The organism is Streptomyces sp. NPDC051963 (genome assembly GCF_044593495.1).
Lineage (GTDB): Bacteria > Actinomycetota > Actinomycetes > Streptomycetales > Streptomycetaceae > Streptomyces.
In genome coordinates this window covers 134,793-155,811 of the sequence record NZ_JBIUCC010000014.1, presented here as the reverse complement: position 1 = coordinate 155,811, position 21,019 = coordinate 134,793, and the positions used below count along the sequence as shown (strand labels likewise).

The 21,019-nt window shown below is 70.0% G+C and carries 18 protein-coding genes; 5 read left to right on the top strand and 13 right to left on the bottom strand.

All coding sequences use genetic code 11. From position 1 onward, the window contains the following. Positions 1 to 27: 27 nt before the first annotated feature. Positions 28 to 789: an SDR family oxidoreductase gene (locus ACIHFB_RS42510; protein WP_365285693.1), complete on the bottom strand. Its 762-nt coding sequence runs from the start codon at positions 787 to 789 to the stop codon at positions 28 to 30. Positions 790 to 805: 16 nt separating this feature from the next. Continuing rightward, positions 806 to 1,984 (bottom strand): phytanoyl-CoA dioxygenase family protein, encoded by a 1,179-nt coding sequence (locus tag ACIHFB_RS42505; RefSeq protein ID WP_365285691.1) that lies wholly within the window; start codon positions 1,982 to 1,984, stop codon positions 806 to 808. A 108-nt stretch (positions 1,985 to 2,092) separates the two neighbouring features. On the opposite strand from ACIHFB_RS42505, the gene ACIHFB_RS42500 reads away from it, so the two are divergent. The 3 genes from ACIHFB_RS42500 (at position 2,093) to ACIHFB_RS42490 (ending at position 4,732) form a co-directional block, all read left to right on the top strand. Further along, positions 2,093 to 3,139, top strand: coding sequence for a LacI family DNA-binding transcriptional regulator (locus tag ACIHFB_RS42500; protein WP_365285689.1), 1,047 nt, complete (start codon positions 2,093 to 2,095; stop codon positions 3,137 to 3,139). Positions 3,140 to 3,296: 157 nt separating this feature from the next. Beyond that, positions 3,297 to 4,337: a glycoside hydrolase family 5 protein gene (locus ACIHFB_RS42495; protein ID WP_400129678.1), complete on the top strand. Its 1,041-nt coding sequence runs from the start codon at positions 3,297 to 3,299 to the stop codon at positions 4,335 to 4,337. Positions 4,338 to 4,459: 122 nt separating this feature from the next. After that, positions 4,460 to 4,732 carry an Atu4866 domain-containing protein gene (locus ACIHFB_RS42490; RefSeq protein ID WP_365285685.1) on the top strand — a complete coding sequence of 91 codons (273 nt, stop codon included), beginning with the start codon at positions 4,460 to 4,462 and terminating at the stop codon, positions 4,730 to 4,732. Between the two features lie 29 nt (positions 4,733 to 4,761). On the opposite strand, the gene ACIHFB_RS42485 is transcribed toward ACIHFB_RS42490, so the two are convergent. Next, positions 4,762 to 6,384, bottom strand: a complete 1,623-nt coding sequence (locus ACIHFB_RS42485; protein ID WP_400129682.1) for a glycoside hydrolase family 76 protein — start codon at positions 6,382 to 6,384, stop codon at positions 4,762 to 4,764. Between the two features lie 588 nt (positions 6,385 to 6,972). Here ACIHFB_RS42485 and ACIHFB_RS42480 point away from each other — a divergent pair. After that, positions 6,973 to 9,858, top strand: a complete 2,886-nt coding sequence (locus ACIHFB_RS42480) for an MGH1-like glycoside hydrolase domain-containing protein (protein WP_400129677.1) — start codon at positions 6,973 to 6,975, stop codon at positions 9,856 to 9,858. Between the two features lie 78 nt (positions 9,859 to 9,936). Here ACIHFB_RS42480 and ACIHFB_RS42475 read toward each other — a convergent pair whose 3' ends face one another. The 3 genes from ACIHFB_RS42475 to ACIHFB_RS42465 form a co-directional block, all read right to left on the bottom strand. Next, positions 9,937 to 10,719, bottom strand: coding sequence for an SDR family oxidoreductase (locus ACIHFB_RS42475; protein ID WP_365285681.1), 783 nt, complete (start codon positions 10,717 to 10,719; stop codon positions 9,937 to 9,939). An 88-nt stretch (positions 10,720 to 10,807) separates the two neighbouring features. After that, entirely contained in the window at positions 10,808 to 11,647 is an 840-nt protein-coding gene (locus ACIHFB_RS42470) for an SDR family NAD(P)-dependent oxidoreductase (protein ID WP_400129676.1), read from the bottom strand. A 222-nt stretch (positions 11,648 to 11,869) separates the two neighbouring features. Then, a complete protein-coding gene (locus tag ACIHFB_RS42465; protein ID WP_400129675.1) occupies positions 11,870 to 12,715 on the bottom strand; it encodes a helix-turn-helix transcriptional regulator in 846 nt (281 codons plus the stop codon). Between the two features lie 191 nt (positions 12,716 to 12,906). On the opposite strand from ACIHFB_RS42465, the gene ACIHFB_RS42460 reads away from it, so the two are divergent. Beyond that, positions 12,907 to 13,773, top strand: coding sequence for a helix-turn-helix transcriptional regulator (locus ACIHFB_RS42460; RefSeq protein ID WP_400129674.1), 867 nt, complete (start codon positions 12,907 to 12,909; stop codon positions 13,771 to 13,773). Between the two features lie 35 nt (positions 13,774 to 13,808). Here the strand turns inward: ACIHFB_RS42460 and ACIHFB_RS42455 are convergent, their stop codons facing one another. The 7 genes from ACIHFB_RS42455 to ACIHFB_RS42425 all read right to left on the bottom strand — a co-directional run bounded on the left by ACIHFB_RS42455 (position 13,809) and on the right by ACIHFB_RS42425 (position 20,847). Then, on the bottom strand, positions 13,809 to 14,477 hold the full coding sequence (locus ACIHFB_RS42455) for a response regulator transcription factor (protein WP_365285673.1): 669 nt from the start codon (positions 14,475 to 14,477) through the stop codon (positions 13,809 to 13,811). Continuing rightward, the gene (locus tag ACIHFB_RS42450; protein ID WP_400129673.1) at positions 14,474 to 15,838 is read right to left on the bottom strand and encodes a sensor histidine kinase; all 1,365 of its coding nucleotides are present in this window, start codon (positions 15,836 to 15,838) and stop codon (positions 14,474 to 14,476) included. The genes ACIHFB_RS42455 and ACIHFB_RS42450 overlap by 4 nt, the downstream gene beginning before the upstream one ends. A gap of 26 nt (positions 15,839 to 15,864) precedes the next feature. Further along, a complete protein-coding gene (locus ACIHFB_RS42445; protein WP_365285669.1) occupies positions 15,865 to 16,698 on the bottom strand; it encodes an ABC transporter permease in 834 nt (277 codons plus the stop codon). Next, positions 16,698 to 17,627 (bottom strand): ATP-binding cassette domain-containing protein, encoded by a 930-nt coding sequence (locus tag ACIHFB_RS42440; protein WP_365285667.1) that lies wholly within the window; start codon positions 17,625 to 17,627, stop codon positions 16,698 to 16,700. Before ACIHFB_RS42440 ends, ACIHFB_RS42445 begins: the two co-directional genes overlap by 1 nt. A 145-nt stretch (positions 17,628 to 17,772) precedes the next feature. Continuing rightward, complete coding sequence (locus ACIHFB_RS42435) at positions 17,773 to 18,204, bottom strand: VOC family protein (protein WP_365285665.1); 432 nt, start codon at positions 18,202 to 18,204, stop codon at positions 17,773 to 17,775. A 38-nt stretch (positions 18,205 to 18,242) separates the two neighbouring features. Then, a complete protein-coding gene (locus ACIHFB_RS42430; RefSeq protein WP_400129672.1) occupies positions 18,243 to 18,800 on the bottom strand; it encodes a PadR family transcriptional regulator in 558 nt (185 codons plus the stop codon). Between the two features lie 31 nt (positions 18,801 to 18,831). Beyond that, complete coding sequence (locus ACIHFB_RS42425) at positions 18,832 to 20,847, bottom strand: FAD-dependent oxidoreductase (RefSeq protein WP_400129671.1); 2,016 nt, start codon at positions 20,845 to 20,847, stop codon at positions 18,832 to 18,834. Between the last annotated feature and the right edge of the window lie 172 nt (positions 20,848 to 21,019).

Here is a 21,019-nt window from a genome sequence, read left to right as displayed (position 1 = left end):
ATCGTGCTCCTTCTGCTGTACGGCGGCTCAGTCCTGGCCGCCGAAGACGTTCTGGTCCCAGTCGATGACCGAGCCGGTCACCACGCCGCTGCGGTCGGACAGCAGGAAGACGACGAAGTCGGCGATCTCGTCGACCTGTCCGAGCTTGCCCATCGGCTGCGACCGGGCGGCCTTCTCCCGCCAGTCGTCGCCCGCGCCATGGAAGGCGCGCTGTGTGGCGTCCTCGCCCTCGGTGTCCGTCCAGCCGATGTTGAGGGCGTTGATCCGGATCCGGTCCCAGCGGTGCGCGTGGGCGGCATTGCGGGTCAGACCGGCCAGTCCGGCCTTGGCGGTGGAGTACGGCGCCAGGTTGGGCGGCCCGCCGTGCGCGCAGTTGGAGCCGATGTTGACGATGGTGCCGGGCGCCTTGCGGGCCGTCATGTCGGCCACCGCCGCCTGCATCGCGAAGAACGGAGCACGCAGATTGATCGCGATGTGCTGGTCGAACAGTTCCGGCGTGGTGTCGAGGAGCGATCCACGCGAGGTCAGCCCGGCCGCGTTGACCAGGCAGTCGATACGTCCGTGAGCTTCGATGGCCGCTACGGCGCTGTCCCGCGCCTGCGCCGGATCGGAGAGGTCGGCGCGCACGAAGCGCGCACCCGTGTCCGCGGCGAGTTTCTCGCCGACCTCGGCCCGACGGCCGGTGAAGACGACGCTCGCGCCCTCCCGTACGGCCGCCAGCACGATGCCCGCGCCGACGCCCTGGCTGCCGCCGTTGACGAGGACGACCTTGTCCTCAAGCAGTCCCATGAGTGCTGTGTCTCCTTCAGCTCCTGCGGCGCTTGGCGGCCGCCTGTAGTTCCTGGCTCAACCGCTGCGGGGCCCAGCCCTCGGTGACGGCCTGCCACATGGTGTCCGCCTGGGAGGGCGGGGCGAGACCGTCGACCGGGGGGTCGAGGTCCAGGTTGGTGGGGAAGGGGTAGCCCTCGGCGGTGGCCGCGATCACGCGGCGCAGCCAGTCCTCCGAGGCGCCCTCGGCCTTGCGGCGCAGCAGCACCGGGAACAGTGCGTTCGCCATGGCCTCGCGGTCCACCGTCTCCATGGCGCGGCCGAAGGCGGAGGAGATCTGCAACAGGTTCGCCATGCGCCTGATGCCGGCCGAGCGGTTGTGTCCGGCGGCGTGGAAGAGCGCCGGGTTGAAGAAGACCGCGTCGCCCTTCTCCAGGGGGAGTTGGACGTGGTGGGCGTCGAAGTACTCGACGAACTGCGGGAGCCGCCAGGCGAGGTAGCCGGGCTCGTACCTCTGCGAGTGCGGCAGGTACAGCGTCGGGCCGGACTCCAGCGGCATGTCGCACTGCGCGACCGCGCCCTGGAGGGTGAGCACCGGCGACAGGCGGTGCACGTGCGCGGGGTACGCGGCCGCGCGCTCCTGGGTGAGGAAGCCCAGGTGGTAGTCGCGGTGCACACGCTGCGCGGCCCCGCCGGGATTGACCACGTTGACCTGTGAGGTCACCTGGTAGGCGGGGCCGAGCCAGGCCTCGGCGATCAGCGCCAGCATGTCGTTGGCGTAGTAGTCGGCGAACACCTCGGGCGCCCGCACGGCCAGCTTGTCGTGGGCGTTCCACACCCGGTCGTTCGCGCCCGGGCCGGCGAAGTGGTCACCGCGAGCGGTGCCGCCCCTCCGTTCCTCCTCGATCAGTGCGGTGAAGGCCCCCGAGGCCCGGTCCACGACGGCCGCGTCGGTGAACGCGCGCTTGATGACGACGATGCCCGGCCCGTCCAGCAGCGCCCGGACCAGCTCGTCCTGCACATCCCGACGGCCCTCGGCGGTGACCGTGAGGCCGCGGATCCGGTCGCTGTCGTAGAGCGGCACGTTCTGCTGCACCCGCTCGGCCGACGGGTGGTCACCGGCGTCGGTCTCCCGCTCGACGAGCGAGCGGAACGCGCCGAGATCGCAGTCGGCCTCGGTCAGCCAAGTCCGCTTTCCCGCCACCGTGGACGACATCCGGGTCCTTTCGCAGTTCCTGCATTTCTGCCAGTCTTGAGAACTCGAACCCATCATTCAATCCTCAGCGCTCCATCAAAAGTCCATCATCACCCTCAGGGGCCAGTCATGCGCCACACCTATCCGATCAGGGAAATCGCCCGTCAGGCAGGACTGAGCACGGCCACGGTCGACCGGGTTCTCAACCAGCGGGGCAACGTCCGGGAGAGCACCATCAGGGAGGTGCACGAAGCCATCAAGGACCTGGACCGCCAGCAGACCCAGGTCCGGATCGGCGGCCGCACCTTCATGATCGACATCGTGATGCAGACACCGGAGCGGTTCTCCACCGCCGTGCGCGAGGCACTTGAGGCCGAACTGCCCTCCCTGCACCCCGCGGTGGTCCGCTCGCGCTTCCACTTCCGTGAGACCTGCCCGGCCGACGAACTGATCGGAACCCTGGACAAGATCGCCAAGCGTGGCACCCAGGGCGTGATCCTCAAGGCCCCCGACGTACCGGAGATCGCGGCCGCCGTCGGACGGCTGGTCGCGGCCGGCATCCCCGTCGTCACCCTGGTGACCGACCTGCCCCACAGCGCACGGCTCGCCTATGTCGGCATCGACAACCGCGCGGCCGGCGCCACCGCCGCCTATCTCCTCGAACAGTGGCTCGGCAAGCGGCCCGGCAATGTGCTCACCACCATCAGCCGGGGCTCCTTCCGCGGTGAGGAAGAGCGCGAGATGGGCTTTCGCAGCGCCATGCGCCTGGAACACCCGGGGCGGCACCTGGTGGAGGTCACCGACAGCGACGGCCTGGATGCCACCCAGCGTGACCTTGTGCTCGAAGCGCTCAAGCGCGACGAGGACATCGTCGCCGTCTACTCCGTGGGAGGCGGCAATCTCGCGACCCTCGACGCCTTCGACGCACTCGGGCGGGAGTGCGCGGTCTTCATCGCCCATGACCTGGACCACGACAACACCGTGCTGCTGCGCGAACGGCGTCTGTCCGCGGTCCTCTACCACGACCTGCGCCAGGACATGCGCCGTGCCTGCCAGATCATCATGCGCGCCCACAAGGCGCTGCCCGACGACGGCCCCTCACTGCCCTCGGCGATTCAGGTGGTCACGCCGCTCAACATGCCGCCCGGGGTCCCGTCCGTGCCGGTCGTCGACTGAACTCGCCCGCGAGGGAGCCGATTCCTGCGTTCTTGATGAAATTTGGTGTGCAGATATGTTGACCCCTGTTCGAGGTCTCTTCTACGTTGCCGGAGCCATGGAGCCGCCGGCCCGCAGGTGAGGGGTGCGCGGACGTCACCGCCCAGAAAGGGATGTCGTGCCTCGACAGAACCATCGCGGGACAGCTTGCCTCGGGGCGCTGCTGGCCGGCGTCACGGCATTCGGCGGGGGCCTCGCCGTCCCCGCGTCCGCCGCTCCCGCAGCCGCCGCCACCCACGCCTCGCCACCGCCCGTCAGTGACTTCCGCGGGGTCAACTGGGCCGACCCGCGCGACAACTACGCCGACGACGCGGTCGTGCCCTCGGGCCTGTCCACCTCGGACAGCTACGCCACGACCTACGCCAAGTCCAGGGCGATCATCGGCGGGTTCGCCGAACTCGGCGCCAACACGGTCCGCCTCCCGGTCAACCCCACCTCCGTGAACGGGCCCTTCTGGAAGTCGTACCGAGGCGCGATCGACGCCGCCACCGCCAAGGGGTTCAAGGTCATCCTGGGCTACTGGGAGGCCGATGACGCCAAGGACGGCAAGATCGACGACCAGGACTCCTGGGACCGGATGTGGACGCGGATCACCTCCGCCTACGCGCGCAACCCCAAGGTGTACTTCGAGCCGATGAACGAACCGTTCGGCTACACCTCCCAGGAGTGGCGCGACGTGGCCGCGAACTGGCTGACCGCCCACCGCTCCGTCCCCCGCGACCGGATCCTCGTCGGGGGCGTCAAGTACAGCGAGGACGTCAAGCCCGTGTGCGCCGACAGCCGGCTCAAGGGCACCCGCCTCGCCCTGCACAACTACGGCTTCTGGCACACCGACTGGACCACCGTCGACCAGTGGAAGCAGGACTTCAAGGAGCGCATCGGCGACTGCGCCTCGCGCACCGTCCTCGACGAGTTCGGCGCGACCATGACCTCCGGCCTGGACTACAACGGCCCGGTCGACGGCTCCAGCGAGGTCGCCTACATCCAGGCCGCGACCGACACCGTCCGGGAGCTCGGCCTGGGCTCGGTCTACTGGCCCGGCCTGCGCAACGGCGACACCTACTCCCTCACCACCCTCCAGGGCACCGGCACCCGCCTCAGCCTGAAGCTGAACAACCAGAGCGGGCTCGACCGCCTGCACTGGGCCTGGAAGAAGTGACAGCGCAGGCCGGCACCGACCCACCAGTCCTGGCCACAGGGTGGGTGCCGGCCTCCCAGGAACGCCGCTCCTGAGAGAGCCGTGGCCTGGTTGCCCGTGCGTCGGGGCGTGATCGTGGACGCATGAACACGAACGCAGCACCTCACCCCTTCGTCGGCATGTGGGTCACCGCAGACGGCCACATCCGCCAGGAACTCCTCCCCGACGGCCGCTACGACGAGGCCCGGGGCAACCGGCAGAGCGCCTACACCGGCAGCTACACCGTCACCGGCAACCACATCGACTACGTCGACGACACCGGCTTCACCGCCACCGGAGACGTCCGCGACGGCGTGCTCTTCCACGAACACCTCGTCCTGTACCGGGAGAACGCCGACCGGCCGACCGCTCCGTAGCGGCGAACGCCGCCTCCCGGACCGCTTCCTCAGCCCGCCGCCGCGGTCAGCGCTCCGAGAGCGCCGGCCTGGGTGCGCCAGTCGGTCTGGTTGGGGGCGGTGCCGGCCCAGCGCTGGCCGAGGAGGTTGAGGGAGGTGCGGTCCCGCGCCCACAGGGTGTCCGCCTGCTTCTGGACGTAGGTCCGGTAGGTACTGGAACCGGTGACCTTCGTGAGGTCGGCGAAGTGCCGCATGAAGATGCCCTTGAACTGCTTCTGGTTGTCGTCGCAGGACGCCGAGCCGAGGTCGCAGGACTCGGTGAGGACTCCGTCCCGGGTCAGCGCCGGGCTGCTGACGGCGGCGTCGGCCAGGGTGCGTGCCGTGGTCAGCAGCGAAGCGTCCCCGGTCGCCTTCCACAGTTCGGTGAAGCCGCCGATGGCCAGTCCCTGGTTGTAACTCCACACGGTGCTGCCGTTGTTGGCGCAGGCCGAGGTCAGTCCGTCGTTCACCAGCCCCGAGGAGTTGATCATCCCGCTGGCCTTGTACCAGGCCGCGGCCGTCTTCGCCCGCTGGAGCCATACGGTGTCGCCCGGGACGCGCTGATGCAGTGCCGCGGTCAGCCAGAGGTACTGCCCGTTCGTCACGGCGTTCTTGTAGGTGCGTTCCCGGTCCCACCACACACCGCCCCCGCAGGAACCGGGATCCCAGTACTGCTGCACGTAGCTGGCGATGGTGACCGCCTCATTGAGATAGCGGGCGTCGCCGGTGTAGTCGTACGCGTCGAGCCAGGCGATGGCCCACCAGCCCGAGTCGTCGATGGAACGGCTGATGAAGTGGCCCTCGATCGCGTCCGAGCTGCGCACCCCGGCGGGGAAGACACCCTTGTTCTGATCGAAGGTGCGGGCCACGATCCAGTCGTAGTCGTGTGTACCGGTGGTCCTGGCGAAGTCGATGACCGAGGTGAGCGTGGCGGCGGAGTTCCACCAACTGCTCGGCCACCAGCCGTTGTAGGGGTCGTACGACGTCATGAGCGCGTCGGCCGCGGCGCGCGCCCTGGTCGGCGTGGGCCTGACCCAGGCGGTGCAGCTGCCTTCCTGGTGGGCGGCCTCCCGGCCGCAGGCGCGGACCGCGCCGCCATAGAGGAGACCGCGTGGATCGCGGGTGGCGTACATGGCGGTACGGGTGGTGGTGGCTTCGGAGGGGGTGGCGGTGCGGCCGAGGGAGGAGCCGCCCGGCCAGGTCGAGCCGCCGTCCCAGGAGCGGTCGAGCCAGACCTCGTCGCCGCCGGCGCCGGACTCGATGCTCGCCCAGGCCATGGAGTTCTTCTGGTCGACGTGGAGTCGGACGGTGCGGCCGTAGATGGTCGTGGCCGGCACCGGCTGGTCGTCGCCGGCCGCCTGACCGGCGCCGGTGCCGTCGCAGAGCGTGTCGCAGACGGTGGGGTAGACCCAGTCCGTGCAGCCGACGGTGGCGGCGTCGCCGCAGGCGCGCACCAGCCCGCGTCGGTGGTTGCGGGGATCGGTGATGTTGTACATGAGCGTTCTGGTGCCGGTCCACGTTCCCGGGACGGTGGCCTTGCCGAGCAGCCCTTCCCAGGTGGCGCCGCCGTCCCACGAGCGGTCCAGCCACACCGAGTCGCCGGCCGCGCCGTCGTCGATACTGGCCCACGCCATGTCGTCCGCGTCGGAGACGTGCAGTTCGAGACGGCGTCCGTTGAGGTTCTTGGCCGGTACCGGAAAGGCCTCCCCCCGGGCTTGCGAGGGGTCCAGCGTGTCACAGGCCAGTACGCACACCGGGGTGGCGGCGACCGCGGGGGTCGCGGTCGGGATCAGTGCCGCACCCGTGAGCACGGCCGTGAGCAGTGAGCAGAGAAGCCAGGGTCTGACAACGTTGTCCGAGCTGCGCAGGAACACGGGAACTCGCCTCGATTTCACGATGGGGGATGCCGGTCGGCGGACGTGATCGAGCACTGGTCCATACCTGTCTCCGACGCAGTGAAGCGGCTTGGCGGGGTCCTGTCAATGACGCCAACGTGAGTCGTTTCAAGGTGGGTTCGCGTTGGCCCTGACGGGTTGGCGCGTTGAACCCGACGGGTTGACACCTTGTTTTCGGGCGCCCATCATCGGTGGCACTTCGGCGAGGCTCCTCGTGCATCCACCTGTCCGATCGGGCGCCGAACTTCATGCGCCGCAGATTTGAATCGTTTCAGCATGTGCACGCTCGTATGCCCACTGATTCCGCACCCGCTCCGGGAGGCTTCCATGCGTCGTCGTACCCCGCTCAGCAGACCGCCAGGCCGGCGCCGCATCCTCGGCCTCGCCATGACCGTGGTCGCCGCGCTGGCCGCTGGCCCCACGTCGTCCGCATCCGCAGGAACGCCGACGCCCCCAACGGCGGTCAGCAAGGCGGCACTTGCCGACCTGAACTACTCGCCGACCTCCCGCACCCTCAAGCCGACCGCCGTGTACTCCACCGCCGGCAGCGTCGCGAACCCGCAGAACGTCCTCAACGGACAGCCGACGCGGATCTCCGGCGCACAGTCGGCCATCACGCTCGACTTCGGCAAGGAAGTCGCTGGAATGGCAACGTTGTCATTCGGTTCCGTCAGCGGCAGCGGACAGCGAGTCGGCCTGGCGTTCAGCGAGTCGTCCCTCTATGTCGGCACCAACAGCGACCGGAGCAGCGGCCGCGACGGTGAGGACGGAGCGCTCCACGCCACGGCCTCCGCCAACGGCACGTACACGATGCCCACGGCGCAACAGCGTGGCGGCTTCCGCTATCTCACCGTCTTCCTCGACACCTCGGGCTGGGTGGACCTCACCGGCGTCAGCCTCGCCTTCACCGCGGCCCCGGGGAAGGCCAACCCGGCCGACTACGCCAACTACTTCCAATCCAGCGACGAGTTGCTCAACCGCATCTGGTACGCAGGGGCCTACACCGTGCAGCTCAACACGATCGCCTCCGACGAGGGCCGCGCCTGGCCCCCGCCGGCCGCGGAGTGGGACAACAGCGCCACCGTCGGCGTGGGCGACTCCGTCCTGGTCGACGGCGCCAAGCGGGACCGTACGGTGTGGCCCGGCGACCTGGGCATCGCCGTACCCACGCAGTACGCCTACTCGGGCGACCTCACCTCGACGCGCAACGCGCTCAGCACGATGTACGGCGTGCAGTCCGCCCAGGGTGAAATCCCCTGGTCGGGACCGCCGTTCAACCTCAAGGGCTCGGACACCTACCACCTCTGGACCCTGCTGGGTACGGCGACGTACTACACGTACTCGGCCGACCGGGCATGGCTGGACTCCGCATGGTCCGACTACACCCGCGGCATGGCCTTCATCATCGGCAAGATCGGCGGCAGCGGCCTGCTCAATGTGACCGCCACCCAGGACTGGGCCCGCGCCGGACAGGGCGGCGAGAACATCTCCGCCAACGCGCTGCTGTACGCCACGCTCAAGGGCGGCGCCACCCTGGCCTCGGCCAAGGGCGACAGCGCGCTCGCCGCGAGCTGGTCCGACCGGGCGGCCACCGTCAAGGCGGCGGCCAACTCCCGTCTGTGGGACGCCTCGAAGGGCATGTACAAGGACAACCCGACCAGCGGTCTGTATCCGCAGGACGGCAACTCGCTCGCCGTCTGGTACGGCCTCACCGACTCCACCGCGAAGTCGCGCAGCATCGTCGGCCAACTCGCGACCCGGTGGGGCAACTACGGCCCCCTCACCCCCGAGTGGGGCGGCAACGTCTCGCCCTTCGCCGGCGGGATGGAACTGAACGCCCACTTCGCCGCCAACGACGACCACACCGCCCTGGAGCAGATCCGCCGCACCTGGGGCCACATGCTGAACAGCGACATCGGCACCAAGAGCACCTTCTGGGAGGGCATCAGGGCCGACGGCGGCCACGCCTACGGAGGTTCGTTCATGAGCCTGGCCCACGGCTGGTCCAGCGCGCCCACCTCCACCCTCACCTTCGACGTGCTCGGCACGGCACCGGAGTCGGCGACCGGCGCGTACCGCTTCGTCCCGCACCCCGGCGACCTGACCAGCGCCGAGGGCCGCATCACCATGCCCCAGGGCGCCGTCAACGCGTCCTGGTCCCGCGACCCCGCCGCCGGCACCTACTCCGCGCGCCTGACCAGCCCGTCCGGCACCACCGGCCGTATCGGAGTCCCGAAGTTCGGCGGCGGCAACATCTCGGTGTCCGTGAACGGCAACGTCGTCTGGAGCAACGGAACCTTCACGCCCACCTCGGGAATCACCGGCGGGACCCAGGACGACACCTACGTCTACCTCACCGGCGTCGCTCCGGGCGGCTACACCGTGACCGCCACCGGCCTGGGCAATCCTCCCGCGCCGCCCGAGCCGGGTACGGGCTCCCTGCGCGCGGGCTACACCCGGTGTGCGGGCGAGGGCGGCACCTGCTCCTTCAGCGGCACCCGCTCGGTGGCCTACGGCGCCGGGACGTACACCTACAAGACGGTGACCGGCAGCACCGCCTGCACCAGCGCCTCCTTCGGCGGCGACCCGGCGGCGAATCTCGTCAAGTCCTGCTACGTCGCCGACGCGGGCGGCCCGCCCGGGTACACCGTCTGTGCGGCCGAGGGCCAGAACTGCGCCGTGCCCGGCTACAACCGTGACGTGGCCTACGGCGCCAACGGCAACTTCGCCCACCAGGTCACCAACGGCTCCGTCGCCTGCACCAACGCCCACTTCGGCGACCCCATCGACGGAGTCGCCAAGTCCTGCTACCTGCCACCCGACGGAGCCCCGGCCGGTGGCTGGACCAAGTGCGCTTCGCAGAACGGCACGTGCCCGGCCGCGGCCGGACAGCCGGTGATGTACGGCGCCTTCGGAGCGTTCACGACGCTCAAGGCCACCGGCGACACCCCATGCACCGACGCCGCGTTCGGCGATCCGATCCCCGGTGAGTCGAAGAGCTGCTACACCGCCACCGGCGGCCCGCCCGGCTATGCCACGGCCTGCTCGGACGAGGGCGGGACGTGCGGCTTCGGCGGACAGCAGACCGTCGCCTACGGCGCACGGGGCAGCTTTGTCTACAAGTCGTTCACCGGCGGCACCGGTTGTACGACGGCGGCGTTCGGCACCGATCCGCTGCCGGGCGTACGGAAGGGCTGCTACCTCACCTCCTGACGTGTCACCGCATGACGTGATGGCGGGGGGAACAGCGCTCGGCTGTTCCCCCCGCCATCGCGGGTGTCGGGTCGGATTTCAGATGGCCTGCGCGGTGGGCAGGATGGTGATCTCGGTGAGGTTGACGTGGCGGGGGAGGGCGGCCATGAAGGCGATGGTCTCGGCGATGTCGGCGCTCTGGAGGACGTCGATGTCGTGGATGAGGTCGGCCATCAGCTTGGAGGCGTCGGGGTCGGTTACGTGGTCGGGGAGCTCGGTGTCGACCATGCCGGGCTCGATGGTGGCGACGCGGACCATCTTGGGGCCGAGCTCGACACGGAGCAGCCGGGTGAGGTGGCTGATGTACGCCTTGGTCCCGGAGTAGATGGAGAACTTCGTCAGGATGCGGGTGGCCGCGATCGACGAGGTGTTGATGAGGTCGGCGGGCCGGCCCTGGGCGGCGGAGTCCGTCAGGTGGGGGAGGAAGGCGGCGATGACGTTCATCAGGCCGGTGATGTTGAGGTCGATCTGGCGCTGCCAGTCGTCGACCTTGAGTTCCTCGATGCCGGAGATGAGCTGGACGCCGGCGTTGTTGAAGACGAGGTCGGCCTTGCCGAAGCGGTCGGCGACGTGCTGGGCGGCGGTCTGGACGGCGGCGCGGTCGGTGACGTCGACGGCCAGGGCGAGGGCGGTGCCGCCGGCGGCCTCGATGGTCTTGACGACACCGTCCAGCTTGTCCTTGCGGCGGGCGAGGACGACGACGGTGGCACCGAGTTCGGCGAGGCGCTGGGCGGTGACGGCGCCCATGCCGCTGGAGGCGCCGGAGACGACGGCGACACGGCCGGTCAGGGGGGTGCCGGTGAGCAGGGCAGCAGACATCACAAATCCTCAATCTCTTGGATCGGAAGGTGAGGTGGGGGGGGGAGAGATCGGCGTGGGCGCCCGGTGGGTGATGGCGCCGGGTGGTGGGTCAGGCGGCGTCGTCGTGTGCGGTGGCGGCGGACTTCTCACGCCACGGGGCGAGGTCGTCCTGGACCTGCTGGTACTTGACGTCGAGTCGTTCGACGGTGTCGCGCCCGAGGTAGAGGTGGGTGGGCAGCTTCTCGGTGGAGGCGGCCTCGACGATCAGGGCGGCGCCCTTGACGGGGTCGCCGAGCTGCGCGTGGTTGGCCCGGTCGATCCAGTCCAGCGTCACGTGGGCGGGGGTGTCGTCGTAGTCCGTGATGCGCTCTGCCGCGACCGAGAGGGAGCTGGCGTCGAGGAAGTCGGTGCGGAAGACGCCCGGTTCGACGACCATCGACTGGATGCCGAACGGGGCCATCTCGGCGGAGAGTGCCTCGCTGATGCCGGCGACGGCGAACTTCGAGGCGCAGTAGAGGCTGACGCCGGGCTCGCCCTCGAAGCCCGAACGGGAGCCGATGTGCACGAGCTTGCCCGAGCCCTGCTTGCGCATGACGGGCAGCACGGCGCGGGTGACGTTGATCAGGCCGAAGACGTTGAGGTCGAACAGTGAGCGGGCCTCCGCGTCGCTGACCTCCTCCAGTGCGCCGAGCAGGCCGCGGCCGGCGTTGTTGACCAGGACGTCGATGCCGCCGAACCGGTTCACGGCGGCGTCGACCGCCTGCGGGATGCTGCCGTTGTCGGTGACGTCCAGGGCGACCGCGAAGACCTTGTCGGAGTTCTTCAGATCGTCCGGCACCCGCTCCGGGTTCCGCACGCCGACCACGACGTTGTGACCGCCGGCCAGGGCGGCGCGGGCGATTTCAGCACCGATACCTCGGGAAGCTCCGGTGACGAACCACGTAGCCATGGGAAAACCTCTTTCGTCGCTTCCCCTTGTCGGGGATTTCCTGTTGACGTATTTGAGTGTGCCCGTCGGCTACCGTGCTATGAAGGCCGGGATTTTCCTGGGAGTACCACACCTAGGAAAGACGATCCGTGCGTCTGACCAGGCATGGAATAGAGGCCGCGGCCGGGAAAACTCGGTGGGGTGAATACGGTGGGGCGAATTCGGTGAGGTTAATCCGGCGACCTATTCGGGTGCGCTGAGGGAGCCCAGCAGGGCCAGGCCGTCCGCGGAAGGGGAGCCCGGCTCTGCCTGAAGGATCACGAGCTGCTGTCCCGGTGCGCTGCGGATGGTGAGGGCCTCGTGCCGCAGCTCCAGGTCGCCCACGGCGGAGTGGTGCAGCTGCTTGACCTCGTAGGGCGGGACCCGCGTGTACTCGCGTGCCCACAGGGAGCGGAACTCGCCGCTGCGCACCGACAGTTCACCGACGAGCTCCCGGATGCGGCGGTCCTCGGGGGCGCTCGCGGCGGTCAGCTGAAGGTCGGCGACCGCGCGACGCTTGGCCCGGTCCGCGTTCCGGTAGAAGGTCTTCGCCGCGGGGTCCAGGAAGAGCATGCGCAGCACGTTGTCGTGCTGTGCGAAGTCACCGTAGAGGGCGTCGGCCAGCGCGTTGGTGGCCAGTACGTCCTGGGCGTGGCCGACGACGAAGGCCGGTGTCCTGGTCCAGCTCTCGATCAGTTGCCGCAGATGAGGGCGGACACGCTCGACCCTGACGGGGGGCTTGGTGCGGCGCCGGCCCGCCGACCGGGCCAGCCGGAAGAGTTCCCGCCTGTCCTCTTCCCCGAGTCGCAGCACGCGGGCCATGGCCTCCAGTACCCGGAGCGAGGGGCCGAGCTCACGGCCCTGCTCGAGTCGGCTGTAGTAGCTCGGGCTGACACCCGCCAACGCCGCGACCTCGTTGCGCCGCAAGCCGGGCACCCTGCGGCGGCCGGCGCTGGGCAGCCCTGCGTCCGCGGGGCTGACGCGTTCCCTGCGCGTGCGGAGGAACTGACCCAGCCCTTCAACCGGGTCGGGGCGCGCGTCGTTGTCCATACTGCCGAGGCTAGGCGGAAGGCGCCGGAAAAGGATCAGTCGACCGTGGGTGCGTCACACCCAGGAAAGGGGCTCCTCTTCACTCTCCGTGAAGGGCGAATTGGACCTACTCTCCGTGAAGGGCGTACGACCTGGCGCAATGGCGGGCGACAGCCCCTTCTCGTGGGCCGGAAAGCATCTATTGTTGCCGCATGAGCAATGGGACACCTTTGGGTGATTTCCTCAGAGCCCGCCGCGAGGCCCTCAAGCCTCAGGATGTCGGTCTGCCCGAATACGGGCGACGACGGGTGCCCGGACTGCGCAGAGAGGAAGTCGCGCTGCTCGCCGGAGTCAGCTCCGACTACTACATCAGGCTGGAACAGGGGCGCGAGAACAGCCCGTCCCCGCAAGTTTTGGAGGCCGTGGCGGCGGCGTTGAAGCTGAACGCGGAGGCCACCGACCATCTCAACCGCCTCTGCCTCACCGCCTCGCAGCGCCCGCGCGACTGGGGCAGGGCGGACGTCAGCCCGCAGCTCTTGCAGCTGATGGACGGATGGGAGCACACCCCGGCCTTCGTCATCGGCCCGGCCCTCGACATCATGGCGGGCAACTCCCTTGCCACGGCTCTCCACAGCGGGTTCGACCAGTTCGACAACCTCGCCCGGATGGTCTTCGTCGACCCCGCAGGACGCGGCTTCTACCAGGAATGGGAGCGGGCCGCGCACTCCTGTGTCGCCGAGCTCAGGGCCGCCTACGGCCACGATCCCGAATCGGCCCGTATCGCCGAGGTCGTGGCGGAACTGTCCGCCCAGAGCGAGGAGTTCGCCCAGATCTGGCGGATGCACGAGGTCAAGAGCAAGTCCCAGGAAGGGAAGCACCTCAAGCACCCTGAGGTCGGAGACCTGCACATCAAGTTCGCGGCTTTCACGGTCAACGGAGCCCCGCACCAGCAACTGGTCGTCTACCAAGCCGAACCGGCCGGCCCGACGGCAGCCGCCTTCGAAGCGCTGAGGGCCATGGCCGCCGAGCCGAAGCAGTCCCGGACGGCCGGGCCGACGGCCGACCTGGCCCGGGAGTAGCAGCGGCGCCGCTGTCCGGGCGGGACCGGGGGCGGTCAGGACTTGGCCCTGACCAGCCCGGCGTCGTACGCCATGATCACGGCCTGGATGCGGTCGCGTGCCCCGATCTTGGCGAGGACCCGTCCGACGTGCTTCTTCACCGTGGACTCGGTGAGCACGAGCCGTTCGGCGATCTCCGTGTTCGTCCACCCATGACCGATGGCGACCAGGACCTCGCGTTCGCGGACGCTGAGGGTCGTCAGCCGGGGGTCCACCGGGGCGGGGGCATCGGCCGGTGCCAGTACCTGGTGGGCGTAGGCGTCCAGCAGGCGTCGGGTCAGACGGGGGGCCACCACGGCGTCGCCGGTCGCCACCGCGTGGATGCCGGCCACGAGTTCCTCGGGGCGGGCGTCCTTGAGCAGAAAGCCGCTGGCTCCTGCGCGGAGGCCGTCATACGCGTATTCGTCGAGGTCGAAGGTGGTCACGATGAGCACTCGGGTGCGGCCCCCGGTGGCGATGATGCGGCGGGTGGCCTCGATGCCGTCCATGCCGGGCATGCGGATGTCCATGAGGACGACGTCGGGGCGAAGTTGCGCGGCCAGGCGGACGGCCTCGGCGCCGTGCTCGGCCTCGCCGACCGGGGTCAGACCCGGAGTGCCCTCGATGAGCATGCGCACACCCATCCGCTGGAGGGGCTGGTCGTCGGCGATCAGCACGGTGGTCATGGCAGGCGTTCTCCTGATGCCGACGGGGCGGGTGCGGAGGATGCGTCGAGTGCGACGTCCACCGTCCAGCCGTGCCCTGTGTCGCGTGGGCCGATGGTGACGGAGCCGCCGTACATGGCGGCTCGCTGACGGATGCCGACCAGGCCGTGGCCGGAGCCCTCGGCCCGAGGCACCGCAACTGCCGGTGCGGACGCGTCCGGTGACGCACCCGTGTCGGCGACCCTGACACGTACGGTGGTGGCGTCGACGGTCACGGAGACCTCCGCGGCGGAGCCCGTACCCGCGTGCTTCAGCGTGTTGGTCAGCGCTTCCTGAACGATGCGGTACACGGTGAGCTGCACACCGTTGGTCAGTGAGTCGAGATCGCCCACGGTCCGGTAGGCCACTCTCAGGCCCGCGGCGCGCACCCGCGTCAGCAGGGCGTCCAGATCGCGGATCCCGGGCTGAGGGCTGAGCATCGTGACGTCGTCCTGGTCCTCGCGCAGGACGCCCAGCACGCGGCGCAGTTCGCTCATGGCCTGGCGGCCGGTGTCGCCGAGGATGCGCAGGGGCTCGGCGGACTGCTCGTTCCTGTTGGCGGCGAGGGTGGCGGCGCCGTCCGCGACACTGACCATGACGGACAGGTTGTGACCGACGATGTCGTGCATCTCGCGGGCTACCCGGGAGCGCTCGGCGGCGGCGGTGAGCCGGACCCGTTGCTCGTGCTCGATCTCCAGGCGCCTCGCCCGGTCCTCCAGCGCGGCCAGGTACATCTGGCGGATTCGCAGGGTCAGGCCGACGGCGGTGGCCGCCGTCACCGTCCCCAGCAGGAAGAAGACGCCGCGCAGCGGATTGTCGACCGGCATCATGACCCAGACGGCCAGAATCAGGTTGATGGCAGCCGTCGCGACGGCCCAGCCGAGCACCCGCAGCGAACCCTGCCGGGCCAGGGTGTACAGGCTGATCAGGACGCTGATGCCGGCCGGCTGCCAGATGCCCAGCGACCACTGGCCCAGGGACACCAGCGCGATCACGAAGAACGTGACGGCCGGGGCCCTGCGCCGCCACCACAAGGGAACGGCGAGTGCCAGGGTGAAGGCGAGCAGGACGCCGGTCGGCGCCTGGTCACGCGAGTCCGGCTCCCCGAACGGTGAGTCGGCGCTGCCCGACAGCAGGTCGGGAAGGGTGAGGCACACGACGAACAGCACCACCGCGGTGTCGAGCAGCCACGGATGTCGCCGGTCCAGCCGGTGCCGGTCCTGCTGGCCGCGCCACATACGGCCCAGGACCGGGTGCGCCCAGGCGGCGTCGAACCCCGGGGCCGGCGGCGGCGCCGCCCCCGGGGCGGTGTCCGCGGCGGCTGCCGCGCGTTCCGCGCTCATGGACACCATTGTGCTCGTGGCCCTGGTCAGACGTCGGTCCGGACGAGCCGGAAGGCGGCCCCGGCGAGGGCCAGCGCCACCCAGCCGGCGAACACCGCCAGTCCCGCGCCGGGTGAGAGCGCGTCGGAGGACTCGTGCAGGGTGTAGACGGCCGACCCCGCGTTGCTGGGGAAGTAGGGGCTGAGCGTGTCGTACAACGAGTCGGGCAGCAGCGAGGCCAGGCCGGGGAGGATGAGCAGGATGCCCACCAGGGCCGCGATGGCCCCGGCGGAGGAGCGGATCAGCACGCCCAGGGCCACGCCGAACACGGCCACCAGGCCGAGATAGACGCCGGCGCCGGCCAGACTGCGCAGCACACCCTCGTCGCCCAGGGCGAGCGCGATCTTCTCGCCGTCCAGACCCGGAGAGCCCAACTGGAAGGCGGCCAGCGCACCCACGGTGGTGAGGAGCAGGGCGATGGGCCCGATCACCACGGCCTTGGACCACAGCACCGGCAGCCGGCGCGGGACCGCGGTGAGCGTCGAGCGGATCATGCCGGTGGTGTACTCGCCCGCGGACAGCAGCACCCCCAGCACGCCGATGGCCAGCGACGCGAAGCTCACACCGGTCAGGGCCAGGCTCACGGCATCGCTGCTGCCCTCGGCACCGAGCGGTCCGCCGTCCCCGACCGCGTCGGGACTGTAGGTGAAGGAGGCGATGGCCCCGAAGAGGACCAGCAGGAACACGGCCACGCCCAGGGTGATCCAACTGGAGCGCAGCGACCAGAACTTGGCCCACTCCGAGCGGACCACACGCGCGCCGGTCACCTTGTAGTTCTTCGTGCCGGCAGGGGCAGTGGGGGCGAGGCTGGTGACGGTCATCAGGCTGCCTTTCGCTCGGCGTCGGCCGGAGCACTCTGGTACTCGACGGCGTCGCGGGTGAGGTCCATGAAGGCCGCCTCCAGGGACACGGACTGCGGGGTGAGTTCGTACAACGCCACTCCGTGCTGAGCGGCTATCGCTCCGATCTCACGGGCGTCCCGTCCGGTGACCAGCAGTTCCTCGGCGGAGAACGAGCTGATCGTGACGTCCGGACCGGCCAGCAGCGAACGCAGCCTCATGGCCTCGTCGGTGGCGACCTTCACGCCTGAGCCGCCGGCCTCGCGGGTGAAGTCGTCGACCGTGGTGTCCGCGAGCAGCCGGCCGCGTCCGATGATCACCAGGTGGTCGGCGATCAGCGCGGTCTCGCTCATCAGGTGCGAGGAGAGCATCACGGCCCGGCCCTCGTCGGCCAGCCCGCGCAGCAGGTTGCGCACCCACAACACACCTTCGGGGTCGAGGCCGTTGACCGGTTCGTCGAGCATGACGATCGCCGGGTCGCCGAGCAGGGCCGAGGCGATGCCGAGCCGCTGGCCCATGCCGAGCGAGAAGGCGCCCACGCGCTTGCCGGCCACACTGGTCAGTCCGGCCAGCTCGATGACCTCGTCCACCCGGCGGCGCGGAATGCCGTGGGTGTACGCCAGCGCCATCAGGTGGTTGAACGCGCTGCGCCCGGGGTGGACGGACTTGGCCTCCAGCAGGGTGCCGATCTCGTGCAGGGGTGCGCGGTGCCGTGCGTAGGACCGGCCGCTCACGGTGACCGAGCCCCTGGTCGGGGAGTCCAGGCCGACGATCATGCGCATGGTCGTGGACTTGCCCGCACCGTTGGGGCCGAGAAAGCCGGTCACCTCACCGGCCTTGACGGTGAAGTTCAGCTTGTCGACGACCGTCTTGTCGCCGTACCGCTTGGTGAGCTCACGTGCTTCGATCATGGGTGTGGGCCTTTCCCGCCTCGAACCAGGCCGCGGACGCACCGCGGTGTCTGCATTCGAAACTAGGAGCGCCGCACCTCAGGACTCTGGGACCACAGGGGAATCCTCGGCGCCCGAGTGGTACCCCGGTACCACTCGGACCGCGTCAGCGCTGCGCGAGCGGAGCCGGCGCCTCCTGGACCACCCAGCCGTTGCCGTCGGGGTCGTTGAAGAAGAGGAAGGAGTTCCAGCGGTCCCCGCGGCCCTCCTCCCAGCCGGACGGCCCCACGTGCTGCACCGGGCTCACCTCGACCCCGCGGTCCACGAGCTCGGCCCGCGCCGCCTCGATGTCCGTGACACAGAGCTGGAGTCCCTGGAGCGAACCGGGTGCCATGGTCGGCTGGCCGGGGGAGTCCGGCGTGCCGCTCTCGATGACGACGGAGCAGCGCGAGCCGGGCGGAGTGAGCTGGACGAACCGAACGCCCTCGAAGGGCGACACGTCGACATCGGCGTGGAACCCGCACCGGTCGGTGTAGAAGCTCTTGGCCCGGTCGACGTCGGCAACGGGTACGACGATTACCTCAAGGGTCCATTCCATGCCGGTACTTTACGCCGCAAAAGGGGCGCGAGCCGGTATCAATGGGCGCCTTCGCCCTCGTCCGGGAGCGCCGCGACCTCCACCACCGCCTGCGTCAGCCACCCCGTCCAGAACGTCTCCAGATCGATCCCGGCCCGCAGCACCAGATGCCGCAGCCTGTCCTCGGGGCTGTCCTTCCCGGGCGGGAAATCGCGCCGCTCGATCTCCTCGTACTCCGCCAACTGCCGCCGGTGCAGCTCCAGATGGCGGCGCAGGTCGGCCTCGAGACCCGCCGTGCCGACCACCGCCGCGGCGCGCAGCCGCAGCAGCAGGGCGTCGCGGTGCGGCCTGGGGTCCTGGGCGGCGGCCGTCCAGCGGGCCAGTTCGGCGCGGCCGGCGGGCAGGACCTCGTAGCTCTTCTTCTGCCCCCGGCTCGGCTGCGCGGAGGCCAGGGCGCGGATATGGCCGTCGGCCTCCAGCTTTCCCAGCTCGCGATAGATCTGCTGGTGCGTCGCCGACCAGAAGTAGCCGATCGACCGGTCGAACCGCCGGGTCAGCTCCAGCCCAGAGGAGGGCCTTTCCAGCAGGGCGGTCAGGATCGCGTGCGGCAGGGACATGCCGCACATCCTAAGGACGGCCGTACGACCCTCAGAGCGCCGCCGCCAGCTCCGTGCCCTGCTTGATGGCCCGCTTGGCGTCCAGCTCGGCGGCCACGTCGGCACCGCCGATGAGGTGCACGCTGCGCCCGGCGGCGACCAGGGCGTCGTACAGCTCCCGCCGCGGCTCCTGCCCGGTGCACAGCACGATCGTGTCGACCTCCAGGACCGTGCTGGTGTCGCCGACGGTGACATGCAGTCCGGCGTCGTCGATCCGGTCGTAGCGCACGCCCGGGACCATGTGCACGCCGCGGTGCTTGAGTTCGGCGCGGTGGATCCAGCCGGTGGTCTTGCCGAGGCCCGCGCCGACCTTGGACGTCTTGCGCTGGAGCAGATGCACCGTGCGGGGCGGGGCGGGGCGTTCGGGTGCGGTGAGTCCGCCGGGGCCTTCGTACGCCATGTCGACGCCCCAGTGGCGGAAGTACGTCGCCGGGTCCTCGCTCGCCTTGTCGCCGCCGTCGGTGAGGTATTCGGCGACGTCGAAGCCGATGCCGCCGGCGCCGAGGATCGCGACGCGGTCGCCGACGGGGGCGCTGTCGCGCAGGACGTCGAGGTAGCCCACGACGCTGGGGTGGTCGGTGCCGGGGATGTCCGGGGTGCGGGGGGTGACGCCGGTGGCGACGACGACCTCGTCGTAGCCGGACAGGTCCTCGGCGGCGACCCGGGTGTCGAGGCGTACGTCGACACCGTGGGCGTCGAGCTGGTGGCGGAAGTAGCGCAGGGTCTCGTCGAACTCCTGCTTGCCGGGGACCCTGCGGGCCACGTTGAGCTGGCCGCCGACCTCGCTCGCGGCGTCGTACAGCGTCACCTCGTGGCCGCGTTCGGCGGCGCTCACCGCGCAGGCGAGTCCGGCCGGGCCCGCGCCGACGACCGCGACGCGTTTGCGCCGCCGGGTGGGGGAGAGCACCAGCTCGGTCTCGTGGCAGGCGCGCGGGTTGACCAGGCAGGAGGTGATCTGCCCGCTGAAGGTGTGGTCGAGACAGGCCTGGTTGCAGCCGATGCAGGTGTTGATCGCCTCGGGGCGGCCGGCCGCGGCCTTGGCGACGAAGTCGGGGTCGGCGAGCATCGGACGGGCCATCGAGACCATGTCCGCGCCGCCGTCGGCGATCAACTGCTCGGCCAGTTCAGGGGTGTTGATGCGGTTGGTGGTCACGAGCGGGACCGACACCTCGCCCTTGAGTCGCCGGGTCACCCAGGTGTAGGCGCCGCGCGGCACGGAGGTGGCGATCGTGGGGATACGCGCCTCGTGCCAGCCGATACCGGTGTTGATGATCGTCGCTCCGGCCGCCTCGACCGCCTTGGCCAGCGTGACCACCTCGTCGAGCGTCGAACCGCCCGGCACCAGATCCAGCATCGACAGCCGGTAGATGACGATGAAGTCCTCGCCGACCGCCTCCCGCACCCGCCGGACGATCTCGACGGGGAACCGCATGCGGTTCTCGTACGAGCCGCCCCAGCGGTCGCTGCGGTGGTTGGTCTGCGCGGCGATGAACTCGTTGATCAGATAGCCCTCGGAGCCCATGATCTCGACCCCGTCGTACCCCGCCTGCCGGGCGAGACGGGCGGCCCGTGCGTAGTCGTCGATCGTGCGCTCGACGTCCTCGTCGGTGAGCTCGCGCGGCGGGAAGGGGCTGATGGGCGCCTGGAGCGGGCTCGGAGCGACGAGGTCCTGGTGGTAGGCGTACCGGCCGAAGTGCAGGATCTGCAGCGCGATCCGCCCGCCCTCGCGGTGCACGGCCTCGGTGATCACCGTGTGCTGCGCCGCCTCGGCGTCGGTGGTGAGCTTCGCACCGCCCTCGTACGGCCGTCCCTGGTCGTTGGGCGCGATGCCCCCGGTGACGATCAGCCCCACACCGCCGCGCGCCCGGGCGGCGTAGAACGCGGCCATCCGCTCGAACCCGCGCTCGGCCTCCTCCAGCCCGACATGCATCGAGCCCATGAGCACGCGGTTGGGAAGAGTGGTGAAGCCCAGGTCGAGCGGGCTCAGCAGGTGCGGGTAACGGCTCATTCGGGGTCTCCGGGTACTCCGGTGCGGGGTCGTCCTCACTGTTGTAGAGGACGGCCCGCCGATTATGCAACTAGTTGCACAAGTGGCCTCGCCCACGCCCATCCGGTCGGACGGTCGCCGAAAAACTGTTATCGCGGCCGCCTTCACCCCGTCTCCGTATCTGTGATCATCC

What these genes read in the sequence shown, in the direction of transcription:
- ACIHFB_RS42450 (WP_400129673.1), bottom strand. Translation starts at nt 15,838, where the DNA reads ATGAGCGCGGAACGCGCGGCAGCCGCCGCGGACACCGCCCCGGGGGCG.
- ACIHFB_RS42505 (WP_365285691.1), bottom strand. Translation starts at nt 1,984, where the DNA reads ATGTCGTCCACGGTGGCGGGAAAGCGGACTTGGCTGACCGAGGCCGAC.
- ACIHFB_RS42430 (WP_400129672.1), bottom strand. Translation starts at nt 18,800, where the DNA reads ATGTCCCTGCCGCACGCGATCCTGACCGCCCTGCTGGAAAGGCCCTCC.
- ACIHFB_RS42460 (WP_400129674.1), top strand. Translation starts at nt 12,907, where the DNA reads ATGAGCAATGGGACACCTTTGGGTGATTTCCTCAGAGCCCGCCGCGAG.
- ACIHFB_RS42455 (WP_365285673.1), bottom strand. Translation starts at nt 14,477, where the DNA reads ATGACCACCGTGCTGATCGCCGACGACCAGCCCCTCCAGCGGATGGGT.
- ACIHFB_RS42440 (WP_365285667.1), bottom strand. Translation starts at nt 17,627, where the DNA reads ATGATCGAAGCACGTGAGCTCACCAAGCGGTACGGCGACAAGACGGTC.
- ACIHFB_RS42510 (WP_365285693.1), bottom strand. Translation starts at nt 789, where the DNA reads ATGGGACTGCTTGAGGACAAGGTCGTCCTCGTCAACGGCGGCAGCCAG.
- ACIHFB_RS42485 (WP_400129682.1), bottom strand. Translation starts at nt 6,384, where the DNA reads ATGGCGTGGGCCAGTATCGACGACGGCGCGGCCGGCGACTCGGTGTGG.
- ACIHFB_RS42480 (WP_400129677.1), top strand. Translation starts at nt 6,973, where the DNA reads ATGCGTCGTCGTACCCCGCTCAGCAGACCGCCAGGCCGGCGCCGCATC.
- ACIHFB_RS42470 (WP_400129676.1), bottom strand. Translation starts at nt 11,647, where the DNA reads ATGGCTACGTGGTTCGTCACCGGAGCTTCCCGAGGTATCGGTGCTGAA.
- ACIHFB_RS42445 (WP_365285669.1), bottom strand. Translation starts at nt 16,698, where the DNA reads ATGACCGTCACCAGCCTCGCCCCCACTGCCCCTGCCGGCACGAAGAAC.
- ACIHFB_RS42435 (WP_365285665.1), bottom strand. Translation starts at nt 18,204, where the DNA reads ATGGAATGGACCCTTGAGGTAATCGTCGTACCCGTTGCCGACGTCGAC.
- ACIHFB_RS42490 (WP_365285685.1), top strand. Translation starts at nt 4,460, where the DNA reads ATGAACACGAACGCAGCACCTCACCCCTTCGTCGGCATGTGGGTCACC.
- ACIHFB_RS42425 (WP_400129671.1), bottom strand. Translation starts at nt 20,847, where the DNA reads ATGAGCCGTTACCCGCACCTGCTGAGCCCGCTCGACCTGGGCTTCACC.
- ACIHFB_RS42465 (WP_400129675.1), bottom strand. Translation starts at nt 12,715, where the DNA reads ATGGACAACGACGCGCGCCCCGACCCGGTTGAAGGGCTGGGTCAGTTC.
- ACIHFB_RS42500 (WP_365285689.1), top strand. Translation starts at nt 2,093, where the DNA reads ATGCGCCACACCTATCCGATCAGGGAAATCGCCCGTCAGGCAGGACTG.